The following is a 13,983-nucleotide window of genomic DNA, read 5'->3' as shown; positions in this document are numbered from 1 at the left end:
CCGGCCCGGACGCGACTGCCGGGTCGTCCGCCGCCTCCCGCCGGGGCGCCGACTCCGCCCGGTCCGCCGCCTCCGCCCCGTCCGCCGCCTCCGGCTCGGCCGGTGCTTCCGCTCGGTCCGCCCCTTCCGGCTCGGGGGCTCCTTACGGCCTGGGTGCCGCTTTCGGTTCGGCGGCCGCCTCCGGCTCGGCCGCCGGCTCCGGCTCGGCCGGTGCTTCCGCCCCGTCCGCTGCCTCCGGTTCGGCCGGTGCTTCCGCTCGGTCCGTCCCTTCCGGCTCGGCCGCCGCTTCCGGCTCGGCCGCTTCCTTCGACGCGACCGTCCCCTTCGACTCGGCGGTCACTTCCCATGCGGCTGCCGCCTCCGGCTCGGGCGCCCCTTCCGACCGATCCACCCCCTCCGGGACGACCTCCGCCCCGTCCACCGGCTCCGGCCGGGGCCGCATCCCCGGGCCGGCCGTGCCGTCCGGCACCCCCGCGGGCGCCGGAGCGGTCCCGCGAACCGCCCCCGAGCGGGACGCGGCACCCGCGCGGCGCGCCGCCGGAGATCCCGTCAAGACGCTGATGCACCGTCACCACGACCTGTGCGAGCGGGCCGTGGACCCCCTGGAGATCGCGGCCGGCCTGGAGGCGCACGGCGTCACCGACCGCACCGCCGCCCGCTTCCGCCACCGCGACGTCTTCTCCCTCGCCGAGGAGATGTACGCGCGCGTGCCTCGCGACGGAGCGGGGCCCGAGGACCCCGGACCCGCCGCGCCGCCCCCGACGGACCCGCGCCGGGCGCTGCTCGCGCTGCTCCCCGGCCTGCTGTGCGCGGCTGCCGTGGCGGGGCTGCACCTGACGGAGGGCCGGCTCCGGCTCGCGGTCGCCGCGGCCGGCGTCCTCGCCGTCGCACTCGCCCTGCGCGCGGTGCTCGCCCGCGGCCCGCTGAGCACCGCGCGCCGCCCCGCCGGAGCGCCGGCCCCGGGCCTGCGCACCGCGACCTGCTGGCTCCTGGGCTACGCCCTCCTCGGGGACGGTCTGCTCGGGGCCGTCGTGACCGGCGGCCCCGACGGGCTGCCCGACGGCACCACCACAGGCCCCTGGCCCCTGACGGCCGCCCCCGTGACCGCCCTCGCGTTCGCCGTCGCGCCCGCCGCCTGGACCGCCGGCCTCTTCGCCGCGGGCGCGCGGCGACGGCTCGCGTCCGGCCGGGGCCTCGCGGAATTCAGCGCCTCCGTACGGCCGCTGCTCCTCGGCACGACCGGCCTGTTCCTCGGTGTCCTCGCGGCCCTGCTCGCCGCGAGCGGCGCGGTCCTGGGCGAGCCGTCCGGCGCCGCGCAGGCCCTCGCCCTGGGGCTCCTGCTGCTGCTCGCCCGCCTGCTGGCCGTGCACGGCGTCCCGCGCGCCGCGGCCACCGCGCTCACCGCCGCGGCCGTCGCCGAGGCCCTGGCCACGGCCACCGTCCTCGCCGGTCGCCTCCCCGGCTGCCACGCCCTCGCCGTCCCCGTCGACGTGCTCGTGGCGGCACGTGGGCCCGGCGGCGTCCCCGCGCTCGTGTGCGGCCTGGCGGCCCTCGCCCTCCTCGTCCACGCGACCCGCTCGCTGACCCGGGCCTCGGCCCACGCGGGAGCGGAGGACCGGCCATGACGGGCACATGTCCGGCCCACCGCACCCGCCGCCCCACCCCCGAGCGGGCCCCGGGCGGCACCCGTCGGCCCCGGTCCGTGCCGCGGGCGGCAGCCGGTCCCGTACCGGCGACGGGCACCGGCCCCACCGCCGGAGCGCACCGCATCACCCCCCTGAAGGAGAAGACGAGATGACCACCTCCCGATCCGGAGCATCCGGAGCCACCGGAGCGCACGCCCCGGGAGCCGCCCGATGAGGGTTCTGCTGATCGGAGCCAACGGATACCTCGGCCGCTTCGTCGCCGACCGCCTGCTCGCCGACCCCGCGGTCCAGCTCACCGCGCTCGGCCGCGGCGACGACGCCGACGTCCGCTTCGACCTCGCGACCGGCAGCCCCGGCGCGCTCACCCGCTTCCTCGACGCGGTTCACCCCGGGGTCGTCGTCAACTGCGCGGGCGCCACCCGGGGCGGAGCCCGCGAGCTGACCCGGCACAACACCGTCGCCGTCGCCACCGTCTGCGAGGCCCTGCGCCGCAGCGGCTGCGGCGCCCGCCTGGTCCAGATCGGCTGCAGCGCCGAGTACGGCCCGAGCCAGCCCGGCTCCTCCACGGCCGAGGACGCCGTGCCCCGCCCCGGCGGCCCGTACGGGGTCAGCAAGCTCGCCGCCACCGAACTGGTCCTCGGCTCCGGCCTGGACGCCGTCGTGCTGCGCGTCTTCTCGCCGGCCGGACCGGGCACCCCTGCCGGTTCGCCGCTCGGCCGCCTCGCCGAGGCCATGCGCCGGGCCATGCAGTCCGGCGACGGGGAGCTCAAGCTCGGCGGGCTGGGCGTCCAGCGCGACTTCGTCGACGTGCGCGACGTGGCCCGGGCCGTCCACGCCGCGTCGCTCTCCGCCGCCCAGGGCGTCATCAACATCGGCTCCGGCCGCGCCGTCCGCCTTCGCGACGCCGCCGCCGTCCTCGCCCGGGTCGCCGGGTACGGCGGCGCCCTGCACGAGCTGGACGGACCGCCCGGAGCCCACCTCAGGCCCACCATCGGTCACCCGCGTTCGGATCCCGACCACCCGGCCCCGCTCGCGCACCCCTACCCCGACGGCTGCGGCAGCTGGCAGCAGGCCGACGTGCGCACCGCGCGCGACCGCCTCGGCTGGCGGCCCCGCATCAACCTCGAGGAGTCCCTCGCCGACATCTGGATGGAGGCGGCATGCCGCATCTGACCAGCGTGCCGACCGGGGCCGCGAGCACCGGCGTGCGCACCGGCCTCGGCGTCCCCGGCTGCGCGCACCCCCTGCTCGCCCCTGCCGAGTGGCAGGCCCTCACCCGCCCCGGCGCACCGCTGCACTGGGTCGTCCTCGACGTCGCCGACGGCCCGGGCGCCCGCCCCGACCCGCACTGCCTGGAGGCAGCCGGGCGTCTGCGCAACGGCGGCGTCCGCGTGCTCGGGCACCTCGACACCGCGCGCGGCACCCGCTCCTGCTCCGAGCTGATCGCCGAGGCCCACCGCTACCGGGAGTGGTACCGGGTCGACGGCTTCCTGCTCGACCGCGCCCCGACCGACCGCGGGTGCCTGCCGGAGACGCGGCGCACGGTGGCCGCGCTCCGCACCCTCGGGGAGGCCCCGCACATCGTGCTCGGCCACGGCACCCACCCCCACCCCGGTTACGCGGAGAACGCCGACCAGTTGGTCACCTTCTCCGGCCCGTGGAGCGACTACCGCTGGTCCCAGGTCGCCGAGTGGACCGCGGACTATCCCCCCGAGCGCTTCTGCCACCTGGTGCACGGAGTCCCGCACGGGCACCTCGAGGAGGCGCTGCGCATCGCCCGCTGGCAGGGCGCGTCGACGATCTGGTTCACCGACAGCACGGACCGCGGGGGCCGCGCCGACCCCTGGGAGGCCATGCCCGGCTACTGGGACGACATCGTCTCGCGTGTCGGGACGGGTGTCTCGGAATGAAAAAGGCCGTGGCAGTGTTACGGGGAGAACAACCGTAGTGATCGACCGACCAACGGAGTCCCCGTGTCGCTGCCACCCCTGGTCGAGCCGGCCCCCGAGCTCACCGTAGACGAGGTCCGCCGGTACTCCCGCCACCTGATCATCCCCGACGTGGGGATGGACGGGCAGAAGCGGCTGAAGAACGCGAAGGTGCTCTGCGTGGGCGCCGGCGGCCTGGGCTCGCCGGCGCTGATGTACCTGGCCGCCGCAGGTGTCGGCACCCTCGGCATCGTGGAGTTCGACGAGGTCGACGAGTCGAACCTGCAGCGCCAGATCATCCACAGCCAGTCCGACATCGGCCGCTCCAAGGCCGAGTCCGCCCGTGACTCGGTCAAGGGCATCAACCCGTACGTCAACGTGGTCCTTCACGAGGAGCGGCTCGAGGCCGACAACGTGATGGACATCTTCGGCCAGTACGACCTGATCGTCGACGGCACGGACAACTTCGCGACCCGCTACCTGGTCAACGACGCCTGCGTGCTGCTGAACAAGCCGTACGTGTGGGGTTCGATCTACCGCTTCGACGGCCAGGCGTCCGTCTTCTGGTCCGAGCACGGCCCCTGCTACCGCTGCCTCTACCCGGAGCCCCCGCCCCCGGGCATGGTCCCGTCGTGCGCCGAGGGCGGTGTCCTCGGCGTGCTGTGCGCGTCCATCGGCTCCATCCAGGTGAACGAGGCGATCAAGCTCCTCGCGGGCATCGGCGAACCCCTGGTGGGCCGCCTGATGATCTACGACGCCCTGGAGATGCAGTACCGCCAGGTCAAGGTCCGCAAGGACCCCGACTGCGCGGTCTGCGGCGAGAACGCCACCGTCACCGAGCTCATCGACTACGAGGCCTTCTGCGGCGTCGTCTCCGAGGAGGCCCAGGCGGCGGCCGCCGACTCGACGATCACTCCCAAGCAGCTCAAGGAGTGGATCGACGACGGCGAGAACATCGAGATCATCGACGTCCGCGAGCCGAACGAGTACGAGATCGTCTCCATCCCGGGCGCCACGCTGATCCCGAAGAACGAGTTCCTCATGGGCACCGCCCTGCAGAGCCTCCCGCAGGACAAGAAGATCGTCCTGCACTGCAAGACGGGTGTCCGCAGTGCGGAGGTCCTGGCGGTCCTGAAGTCCGCCGGCTTCTCCGACGCCGTCCACGTCGGCGGCGGCGTGATCGGCTGGGTCAACCAGATCGAGCCGGACAAGCCCGTCTACTAGGCACCGTTCACCGCGTGCGTACGCGACGGGCCCGCGGCCGTCCGAACCGATCGGAGCCGCGGGCCCGTCGCATGCCGTCCGCCGCCGGCGCGGAGCGGGCGGTGGGGAGCGGGGTCAGGAGCAGACCGTGCCGGACGCGGGCACCTTCCCCTCGAGGAGGTAGCCGTTCACCGCGGCCTGCACGCACTTGTTCTTGCTGTCGTAGGCTCCGTGCCCCTGGCCCTTGTAGGTCAGCTCGACGGCGACGCCCCGGCCCAGGGCGTCCGCCATCTTCTTCGCGCCCTCGTACGGGGTGGCCGGGTCGCCGGTGTTGCCCACGACGAGGATGGGTGCGGAGCCGGGTGCGCTCACGTCGGGATGGTCGGCCGCACCCGGCACCGCCCAGTCGGTGCAGCTGAGCATGCCCCAGGCGAGGAACCTCCCGAACAGCGGCGAGGCGGCCTGGAACTCGGGCAGCTTCTGCTGGACGTACTCCGGGGTGTACCGCGGTTTCTGGTCGGCGCAGTTGATGGCGACGTTCGCGGGGATGATGTTGCTGTACTCGCCGTTCTCGCTGCGGCCGTTCATCGCGTCGGACAGCAGCATGATGATCCGGCCGTCGCCCGCGTAGGCCTGCTGCAGCCCCTCCGTGAGCGGCGCCCACAGCTCCTTGGAGTACAGGGCCTGGGCGATGCCGTTGGTCGCGGCGGTCTGGGTCAGCCGGCGCGGCGGGATGCCCGGGATCGGCTTGGCGTCGAGCTGTGCGAGCAGCCGGGCGATGCGCTTCTCCACGTCCTGCGCGCTGGTGCCGATCGGGCAGGGGGTGCTCTTCGAGACGCAGTCGCGGGCGAAGTTGTCCATGGCGAGCTGGAAGCCCTTGGCCTGGCCGAGCGAACCCTGCTCCGGGGTCTGCGTGGGGTCGACGACTCCGTCGAGCACCGCGCGTCCCACGTGCTGCGGGAACAAGTGGGCGTAGACCCCGCCGAGTTCGGTGCCGTAGGAGATGCCGAAGTAGTGGAGCTTGTCGTCGCCGAGGACCTGGCGCATCAGGTCCATGTCGCGGGCCGCGTCGGTGGTGCGCAGGTGCGGCAGGATCCGCGCGGAGTTCTTCTCGCAGGCCGCGTTGAACTGCCGGGTGTTCTTCTCGTACGTGCGCCGCTCGGCGGCGTTGTCGGGCATCGCGTCCTGCTGGAAGAACCGGTCCAGCTGGGCGTCGCTCTCGCACCGCACGCCCGTGCTGCGGCCGACCCCGCGCGGGTCGAAGCTCACCAGGTCGTAGCGGGTGCGCAGGGTGGCGTAGTCCGGGCCGAACGAGGGGAGCGTGCCGACACCGGAGCCGCCCGGCCCGCCGAAGTTGAAGATCAGCGAACCCAGCCGCGGGCCGGGTCCGTCGGCCCGGGCGCGGATCAGCGCGATGCCGATCGTGTCGCCGTGCGGCCTGTTCCAGTCCAGGGGCGCCTGCATGGTGGCGCACTCCCAGGTGCCGCCGTTCGGCAGCGGCGAGGGCGTGGAGCCGCCGCCCTCCGACTCGGACGGGGCGGGGCAGTCCTTCCAGTCCAGTTCCTGGGTGGTCAGGTCCCCGCCGCCCCCGCCGCCCCCGATGCCCACGATGCCGCCGCAGCCCGCCAGGACGCAGGACGAGAGCAGGACGGCGGTAGCGGTCGATGCAGCGGCGCGCAGCCCGCGGAGGTTCGGCATGCCCCCATCCTCACGCCGCGCGCGCCCGGCCGCGCGGGGCGCGGGCCGTCCGGGGTACACGGCGGCCGGCACCCCGCCGGGCGCGGCGACCGGGCCCGGCCCGCACGCCCGCGCGGGACGCCGGCGACAGGGCCTACAGGGCGCCCTTGCGGGAGAGGTGGTTGAAGGCCAGCCAGCCGGGAAGCACCGGCAGCCACAGGGTCAGCAGCCGGAACAGCAGCACGGCGGGGGCGGCGACCTCCTTGGGCAGGCCCACCGCGATCAGGCCGACCGTCAGGGTCGCCTCCACGGCGCCCACACCGCCCGGGGTGGGAGCGGCGGAACCGAGCGCGTTGCCCGCGAGGAAGACCACGGCGACGCTGGCGATGCTGACCGAGGTGGAGGTGTCGCCGAACGCCCGGATCGACGCGTCCAGGCACATCACGAAGCAGAACGTCAGCAGCAGCATGCCGCCGATGCCGGTGACCAGCTTCTGCGGTCGCTGCAGCACGTCCAGCATGCGCGGCACGACCCCGGCGAACAGGGACCGCACCCGGGTCACGACGAACTTCCGCAGGAACGGCACCGACGTCACCACCAGCACCAGGACCGCGACCGTCAGCAGGCCCGCGATGACCGTGCGGGACGGCGACAGCGACGGCGTCTTCTCGGTGCCGGTCAGGTAGCCGAAGGACAGCAGCATCAGGATGTGGCAGCCGAGTCCGAACAGCTGCGACGCGCCGACGCTCGCCACGGCCAGTCCCGGCCGCACGCCCGCCCGCTGGAGGAAGCGCGTGTTGAGCGCGACGCCGCCGACCGCGGCCGGCGCCACGATCTTCACGAACGACCCCGCGACCTGGGCCCCCGCGGTGCGCACGAACGGCACCCGTTCCGGCACGAACCCCAGCAGGGCCATGGCCGCTGCCACGTAGCTGAGCGCCGAGAACAGCACCGCGGCCACCACCCAGCCCCACTGTGCGTGGCTGAACAGCGTGCCGAACTGGATGTGCGTGAGCTGCGTCAGCAGGTAGTACGCGCCGATGGCGCCGGCGATGAAACTGATCAGCGTGCGCGGCCGCACCCGCTCCAGCCGGGCCGGCTCGACCGGCGCCTGCGGCCGGATCCGCAGCACCTGGTGGCGGATCTGGGTGAGCAGGTCCTCCTCGCGGGCCTCGTCGAGCGCCTCGTCGATGGCCCGCTTCTCCGCCCGCGCCTCGGCCCGGACGGTCTTCTTGTCCGGCTTCTCCGGGACCGCCGTCCCGGCTGCCTCGGACGCCTGCTCCAGCCTGGCCTGCGTCGCCTGCCGGGACCCCTCCAGGACCGCCTGGCGTTCCCGGTGCGCCCGCTCCCGGGCCAGCCGGCGCAGGGTCGCGCGGGTGGCCCGGGTCAGCGCGATGGGCTGCAGCATGGGCAGGCAGTCGGCGATCGCGTCGGGGCCCATCACCTCGACCGCGCAGGCCACGGCCCGCTCCGCGCCCACCCGCAGGCCCAGCGTCGTCAGCAGTTGGGCGATGTCCATGCGCAGCAGCAGGTCGCCGGCCGCGATCTCGCCGCCCCGCAGGTCGGTCAGGATCACCCGGCCGGAACGATCCACCACGATCGCGTCGCCCGCGAGCCTGCGGTGCGCGATGCGCCGCGACTGCAGGGCGTGCACCTGGTTCCAGGCGTTGCGCAGCAGCCCGTCGGTGATCTCCTCGTCCTCCAGCGCGTCCAGGGTGCGCCCGTCGGTGTGCTCGTAGACGAGCATCACGGCGTCGGGCCCCAGCTCGGAGGTGGCGATCAGCTTGGGTGCGTTGGCGCCGGCCGCGATGGCCGCGTAGGCGAGCAGGGCCTCCTGCTCCAGGGCCTGGCGCAGTGACTGCAGGCTGCTGCGGGTGGCGAAGCCGCGCAGCGTGAGGTTGCGCCAGACGCGGTAGAAGAAGCCCTGGGCCTGCTGCTCGCGGTCGACCACCGTGACGTCCAGCGGCGGCCCGTCCTCCAGGGTGACGAAGTAGCGGCGGCCGCGGTCGCCGTTCTCCGCGGTCTCCGCCGCCTCCTCGCGGGCGGCGGACACCGGGTGGAAGCCGACGGTGCGCAGCCCCGCGACCAGGGTGCGGCCCGTGGGGCGGACGTTCGGCGATCCCACGGCGTACAGCGTGCCGTAGGCGACGGTCCAGCCGATGAGCACCGTCAGGATGATCGAGAAGGGCGTCGTGTAGCCGGTGACGAGCATCGAGAACGCGTCGAGCAGCAGCACGATCCACAGCACCGCGCGCCACCGCGGTCTGCGGGACATGCCCACCGCCGTCATGTACGCGATGACCGGGGCGAGATAGCCGTGCACCGGGTCGGTCAGTGCGTGGATGTCGCCGGGATAGGGCTGGGTGAGGGCGTCCTGGATCGAGCCCGGGGCGCCCTTGGCCACCCAGAGGTCGGTGGCGAGGGTGACCCCGTGTGCGAGGACGGCCGCGAGGACGCCGTCGGCGATCCGCAGTCCGTCCCGTTTGATCAGCCGCTCGATCGCGAAGGCGACCGGCACCAGCAGGATCGCGATGCTGGACGCCAGGCCGGCGAACTTGATCAGCAGGTCGGGGGCCTGCCCGGTGCCCTTGTTGATGTCCTGTTCCAGGCCCGAGGTGGTGCCGTGCGCGAACGCGGCGACCGCCAGCAGGACGACGATGCCGAGCAGGCCCACCAGGAGCCGCATCAGGTCCGAGGGGCGGTGCACGCGCGCGGGGAGCAGCGGTTCGTCGCCCTCCAGCTCGTCGACGTGCGTCACGTCGGGGTCCCTGCGGGTCCGGCGCGAGGAGCGCGCACCGGTCGCCCCGGCGGGCGGCCGGACGGGCTCCTCCCCGCCGTCGGCCGGTCCGCCCGCTCCGGGCTTCGGGGCCGCGCCGCGCGGCTGCGCGCCGGGCCGTGGAGCCGTGGTGCCGTCCCCGGACTCCGGGAGCTCATCCGGTGCGCCGCCGGGACGGCCGCCCGCCCCGGCCTGCTGCGGGCGCCGTCCGGACCGGTCCGGGTCCGCCGTCTCCGGCCTCGGGTCGTCGGACCCGCGGTCCGCCGTCCCGCCCGCCGCGATGCCGGTGTCCGGGCGCGACGAGACCCCAGAGGCGCCCTCCGCGTCCTCGGCGTGCACACCCTGCTGCTTCATGGTCTCTTCTTGGTCTCGTATCACCGGTCACCGCCCGCACGATGGTGGCATGCTCCACCGACACACAGGGGCATCAGGGTGCAAATGCGGGAGCGGACAGTCTGCCCGAAGCGCCGCCCGGGGGCGAGGGCCACGCACGGTCGGCGGCCCGTCACGGTGTCGGCGGCGTACGGCAGGATGGGGCGGATGAGCGAAGAGAGCCATGCCGGTGACGGCCCCCCGGAGCCGGCCGACGCGCTGCCCGACTACGCCGAGCGGGTCCTCGAGGTCGCCGACGTCATCCCGCCGGGCCGCGTCATGACCTACGGGGACGTGGCCGAGTGGCTCCAGGAGGGCGGACCGCGCCAGGTCGGGCGGGTGATGGCCCTCTACGGCGGGCCCGTCCCCTGGTGGCGCGTGGTCCGTGCCGACGGGGTCCTCCTGCCCGGCCACGAACTGCAGGCGCTGGACCACTACCGCGCGGAGGGCACGCCGCTGCGCGAGGCGGGCCGGGCGGCCGAGGGCCGTCTGCCGCGCCTCGACATGCGGCGCGCCCGCTGGGACGGCGGCGTCGAACGTGCGCAGGGTCACACCTGACAGCTTCCGGCATCCGCCCCGGCCGCGGGGAGCCCGCGGCCGGGGCGGAGGAATCGGGGCACGTCCGCGGCATGCCGTACGTTCGTGCGGAGAGGGACGCACGTGACGGGTGCGCCGGAAGGGAAGAAGGGGAAGCCCTGCTTCCGGGCCGGGGTGCCGCGTAGCGTCGGCCGCACGCAACGCCCTCATGCCGCGGCCACCTCCCGCGGCCCGCGGCGTCCCGCCCCCTCGGCGGCGCCCCGCACCGGCCGTGACAGACCCCCGCACACCTACCAGGACCGGCGAACCACGTGAGCTCCTCCTCCACCACCAGGCACCAGCCGCACCCCCAGGTGCGGCAGGGGACCCGTGGCGCCTACCGGCTGGTGCGGACCCCGCCCGCGCGCCCGGCCCCCCCTCGTCCGGACGCCGCCCAGCGCGCCGTGGTTGAGCACACCTCGGGCTCCCTGCTCGTCCTCGCCGGCCCCGGCACCGGAAAGACCACCACCCTGGTGGAGTCCGTCGCCGCGCGCGTGGCCCGCGGAGGCGATCCCGCGCGGATCCTCGTCCTGACCTTCAGTCGCAAGGCCGCCGTGGAACTGCGCGACCGCATGGCCCTGCGCGTCGGCGCGGCCCGCGCTCCCCGGGCGACCACCTTCCACTCGTTCTGCTACGCCCTCGTCCGCGCCCACCAGGACACCGACCTGTTCGCGGAGCCCCTGCGGCTGCTGTCCGGCCCCGAGCAGGACGTCACCGTGCGCGGCCTGCTCGCCGGGCAGATCGACCTGGAGCGGCTGGGCCTCGCCCATGTGCGCTGGCCCGACGAGCTGCGCGCCTGCCTGACCACCCGCGGCTTCGCCGACGAGGTCCGCGCCGTGCTGGCCCGCAGCCGCGAACTGGGCCTCGGACCCGGCGCCCTGGCCGCCTTCGCCCGGCGCATCGGCCGCCCCGACTGGGGGGCCGCCGCGACCTTCCTCGCCGAGTACCTCGACGTCCTCGACCTGCAGGGCGTCCTCGACTACGCCGAGCTCGTGCATCGCGCGGTGCTCCTCGCCCGCCGCCCCGAGGCCGCCGCCCGGCTCGCCGCGCAGTACGACGCCGTCTACGTCGACGAGTACCAGGACACCGACCCGGCCCAGGTGCGGCTGCTGCACGCGCTGGCCGGCGGAGGGCGCACCCTGGTCGCCTTCGGCGACCCCGACCAGTCGATCTACACGTTCCGCGGCGCCGACGTGAACGGCATCCTGGACTTCCCCGAGGCGTTCCCCCGCGCGGACGGCCGCCCCGCGCCCGTCGAGGTGCTGCGCACCGCCCGTCGCTCCGGCGCCGAGCTGCTCGCCGCGACCCGTGAGCTGACCCGCCGCATGCCGCTCACCCGGCTTCCGGCCGACCGGGTGCGGGCGCACCGGGAACCGGCCGCCGAGCACGGCGGCGGACGCGTCGAGGTCCACACGTACCCGACGCCGGGCACGGAGCTGGACAACGTCGCCGACATCCTGCGCCGGGCCCACCTGGAGGACGGCGTGCCGTGGGGCGAGATGGCCGTGCTGGTGCGCGCCGGCGGCCGCAGCATCCCGGCGGTCCGGCGCGCGCTCACGGCCGCGGGCGTCCCCCTGGACGTCGACGGCGACGACCTGCCCCTGCGTCACGAACCGGCCGTGGCACCGCTGCTGACCGCCCTGCGCGCGGTGGCCACGGCGGCCTCGGCCGCGCGACCGGAGCGGGAGGCGCCCTCCGGCGAGCCGGACGGCCCGGACCCCGGGGACCGGACCGCGGTCCCGGAGGACGGGGGCACGCCCGCGGACGGCGGCGGCATGTCCGCGGAGGACGGCGGCGGCACGCCGGCGCAGGAGGGGGGCGCCGCCCTCGGCGAGCAGGGCCGGGCCGTCGGCGAGTGGCTCGGAACCGAGACCGCACTCGACCTCCTGGCGTCCCCGCTGGCCGGCATGGACGCCGCCGACCTGCGCCGCCTCGGCCGCGCGCTGCGCGAGGAGGAGCGGGCCGGGGGCAACCCGGTACCGCCTCCCTCCGACGAACTGCTCGCCCGCGCACTCGCGGAACCCGAGCGCCTGGTCGCGCACGACCCCACCTATGCGCGGGGCGCCCAGCGCCTCGGCGCGCTGCTCGCGCGGGCCGTGCGGCGGCTCGTGGACGGCGGCACGGCCGAGGAGGCGCTGTGGGACCTGTGGGACGGCACCCCGTGGCCCGCCCGCCTGGAGCGCGCCGCCCGGCGCGGCGGCGCCGCGGGGCGGAACGCGGACCGGGACCTGGACGCCGTGTGCGCCCTGTTCGCCACGGCCGCGCGCGCCGAGGAGCGCACCGGCGGCCGCGGCGCGCTGAACTTCCTGGAGGAGATCGAGGCCCAGGACATCGCCGCCGACACGCTCACCCGGCGCGCCGTCCGCCCCGACGCCGTCCACCTGATGACCGCGCACCGCTCGAAGGGGCTCCAGTGGCGGCTGGTCGTCGTCGCCGGGGTCCAGGAGGGCCTGTGGCCGGACCTGAGGCGCCGCGGCTCCCTGCTGGAGGCCGACCGCATCGGCCGCGACGGACTCGCCGAACCGCTCACCCCGGGAGCCCTCCTCGCCGAGGAGCGCCGCCTGTTCTACGTCGCCGCCACGCGCGCGCGAGAACGCCTCGTGGTCACCGCGGTCAAGGCCCCCGCCGACGACGGCGACCAGCCCTCCCGCTTCCTCACCGAACTCGGTGTCGAGCCCCGGGACGTCACCGGCCGCCCGCGCCGCCCGCTCTCCGTGGCCGCCCTGGTCGCCGAGCTGCGGGCCACCACGGTCGACCCACGGGCGTCCGACGACCTCCGGGAGGCCGCCGCACACCGCCTGGCCCGCCTCGCGGCCCTGTCCGACGAGGACGGGCGGCCGCTCGTGCCCGCCGCCCACCCCGACCGCTGGTGGGGCGTGGACGAGCCGACCGAGAGCAGGGTCCCGCTGCGCGACCGCGACCAGCCCGTGGTGCTCTCCGGCAGCTCCCTGGACCAGCTCGCCCGCACCTGCTCCCTGCAGTGGTTCCTCGGCCGCGAGGTGAAGGCGGACGCCCCGGCCACCGCCGCCCAGGGCTTCGGCAACGTCGTCCACGTCCTCGCCGACGAGGTCGCCTCCGGGCGCACCCCCGCGGACCTCGCCGTGCTCATGGAGCGCCTGGACTCGGTGTGGAACGCCCTCGCCTTCGACGCGCCGTGGAAGTCCGCGCAGGAGAAGGAGCACGCGCGCGTGGCGCTCGAACGCTTCCTGCAGTGGCACGTCCTGGAGCGCGCCGCCGGCCGGACGCCGGTGGCCAGCGAGCACGACTTCGACGTCACCCTGGAGTCGGGGGGGCACCGGGTGCGCATCCGCGGCTCCATGGACCGCGTGGAGGCGGACGGCGCCGGGCGCGCCTACGTCGTCGACTTCAAGACCGGCAAGCAGGCGCCCACCGCCGCGGAGGTGGCCCGCCACCCGCAGCTGGCGGTCTACCAGCTCGCCGTGCGCGAGGGCGCCGTCGACGAGGTCTTCGGGGGGACGCGGCCCGAGCCGGGCGGCGCCGAACTGGTCCAGCTGCGCCAGGGCGCCGCGAAGCGGGACGGCGGCGACGCCCTGCCCAAGGTGCAGGCCCAGCAGCCGCTGGAGGGGGAGTGGATCGGCGAGCTGCTGGCCACCGCCGCGGGCAAGGTCCTCGACGAGCGCTTCACACCGACGGCCGGACAGCACTGCACGCACTGCGCCTTCCGCGCCTCGTGCAGCGCGCGGCCGGAGGGGCGCCACGTGGTGGAGTGAGCCGCGCGCTCGTGCCGTGGGCCCGCACCCGCCCCGAGCCCTCGTCCGCCCCTGGACCCGCACCCGGCCGGCAG

The 13,983-nt window shown here is 75.5% G+C and carries 8 protein-coding genes; 6 read left to right on the top strand and 2 right to left on the bottom strand.

Annotation, left to right across the window (positions count from 1 at the left end; genetic code table 11):
- The first annotated feature begins 560 nt into the window (after window positions 1–560).
- The 4 genes from P3H78_RS05135 (at window position 561) to moeZ (ending at window position 4,798) form a co-directional block, all read left to right on the top strand.
- Complete coding sequence (locus P3H78_RS05135) at window positions 561–1,625, top strand: hypothetical protein (protein WP_313884383.1); 1,065 nt, start codon at window positions 561–563, stop codon at window positions 1,623–1,625.
- Window positions 1,626–1,856: 231 nt separating this feature from the next.
- A complete protein-coding gene (locus P3H78_RS05130) occupies window positions 1,857–2,819 on the top strand; it encodes an NAD-dependent epimerase/dehydratase family protein (RefSeq protein WP_276107559.1) in 963 nt (320 codons plus the stop codon).
- Window positions 2,807–3,556 carry a spherulation-specific family 4 protein gene (locus P3H78_RS05125; protein ID WP_276107558.1) on the top strand — a complete coding sequence of 250 codons (750 nt, stop codon included), beginning with the start codon at window positions 2,807–2,809 and terminating at the stop codon, window positions 3,554–3,556. The genes P3H78_RS05130 and P3H78_RS05125 overlap by 13 nt, the downstream gene beginning before the upstream one ends.
- 63 nt (window positions 3,557–3,619) lie before the next feature.
- Window positions 3,620–4,798, top strand: a complete 1,179-nt coding sequence (gene moeZ, locus P3H78_RS05120; protein ID WP_276107557.1) for an adenylyltransferase/sulfurtransferase MoeZ — start codon at window positions 3,620–3,622, stop codon at window positions 4,796–4,798.
- 114 nt (window positions 4,799–4,912) lie between these two features.
- Here moeZ and P3H78_RS05115 read toward each other — a convergent pair whose 3' ends face one another.
- Together P3H78_RS05115 and P3H78_RS05110 are read right to left on the bottom strand one after the other, a co-directional pair.
- Window positions 4,913–6,475, bottom strand: a complete 1,563-nt coding sequence (locus P3H78_RS05115; RefSeq protein ID WP_276107556.1) for an alpha/beta hydrolase — start codon at window positions 6,473–6,475, stop codon at window positions 4,913–4,915.
- Between the two features lie 133 nt (window positions 6,476–6,608).
- Window positions 6,609–9,584: a lysylphosphatidylglycerol synthase domain-containing protein gene (locus P3H78_RS05110; RefSeq protein WP_276107555.1), complete on the bottom strand. Its 2,976-nt coding sequence runs from the start codon at window positions 9,582–9,584 to the stop codon at window positions 6,609–6,611.
- A gap of 186 nt (window positions 9,585–9,770) precedes the next feature.
- On the opposite strand from P3H78_RS05110, the gene P3H78_RS05105 reads away from it, so the two are divergent.
- Window positions 9,771–10,160, top strand: coding sequence for an MGMT family protein (locus P3H78_RS05105; RefSeq protein ID WP_276107554.1), 390 nt, complete (start codon window positions 9,771–9,773; stop codon window positions 10,158–10,160).
- A 290-nt stretch (window positions 10,161–10,450) separates the two neighbouring features.
- Complete coding sequence (locus P3H78_RS05100) at window positions 10,451–13,909, top strand: ATP-dependent helicase (RefSeq protein ID WP_276107553.1); 3,459 nt, start codon at window positions 10,451–10,453, stop codon at window positions 13,907–13,909.
- Window positions 13,910–13,983 lie beyond the last annotated feature (74 nt).

This window comes from Streptomyces tropicalis, from assembly GCF_029269835.1.
GTDB lineage: Bacteria > Actinomycetota > Actinomycetes > Streptomycetales > Streptomycetaceae > Streptomyces > Streptomyces tropicalis.
The sequence above is the reverse complement of the archived record's forward strand: the minus strand, read 5'-3'. Positions and strand labels throughout refer to the sequence as shown.

Excerpts from the sequence above, each read along its gene's own strand:
- P3H78_RS05135 (WP_313884383.1), top strand. The coding sequence starts at position 561 with ATGCACCGTCACCACGACCTGTGCGAGCGGGCCGTGGACCCCCTGGAG.
- P3H78_RS05125 (WP_276107558.1), top strand. The coding sequence starts at position 2,807 with ATGCCGCATCTGACCAGCGTGCCGACCGGGGCCGCGAGCACCGGCGTG.
- P3H78_RS05115 (WP_276107556.1), bottom strand. The coding sequence starts at position 6,475 with ATGCCGAACCTCCGCGGGCTGCGCGCCGCTGCATCGACCGCTACCGCC.
- P3H78_RS05105 (WP_276107554.1), top strand. The coding sequence starts at position 9,771 with ATGAGCGAAGAGAGCCATGCCGGTGACGGCCCCCCGGAGCCGGCCGAC.
- P3H78_RS05130 (WP_276107559.1), top strand. The coding sequence starts at position 1,857 with ATGAGGGTTCTGCTGATCGGAGCCAACGGATACCTCGGCCGCTTCGTC.
- P3H78_RS05110 (WP_276107555.1), bottom strand. The coding sequence starts at position 9,584 with ATGAAGCAGCAGGGTGTGCACGCCGAGGACGCGGAGGGCGCCTCTGGG.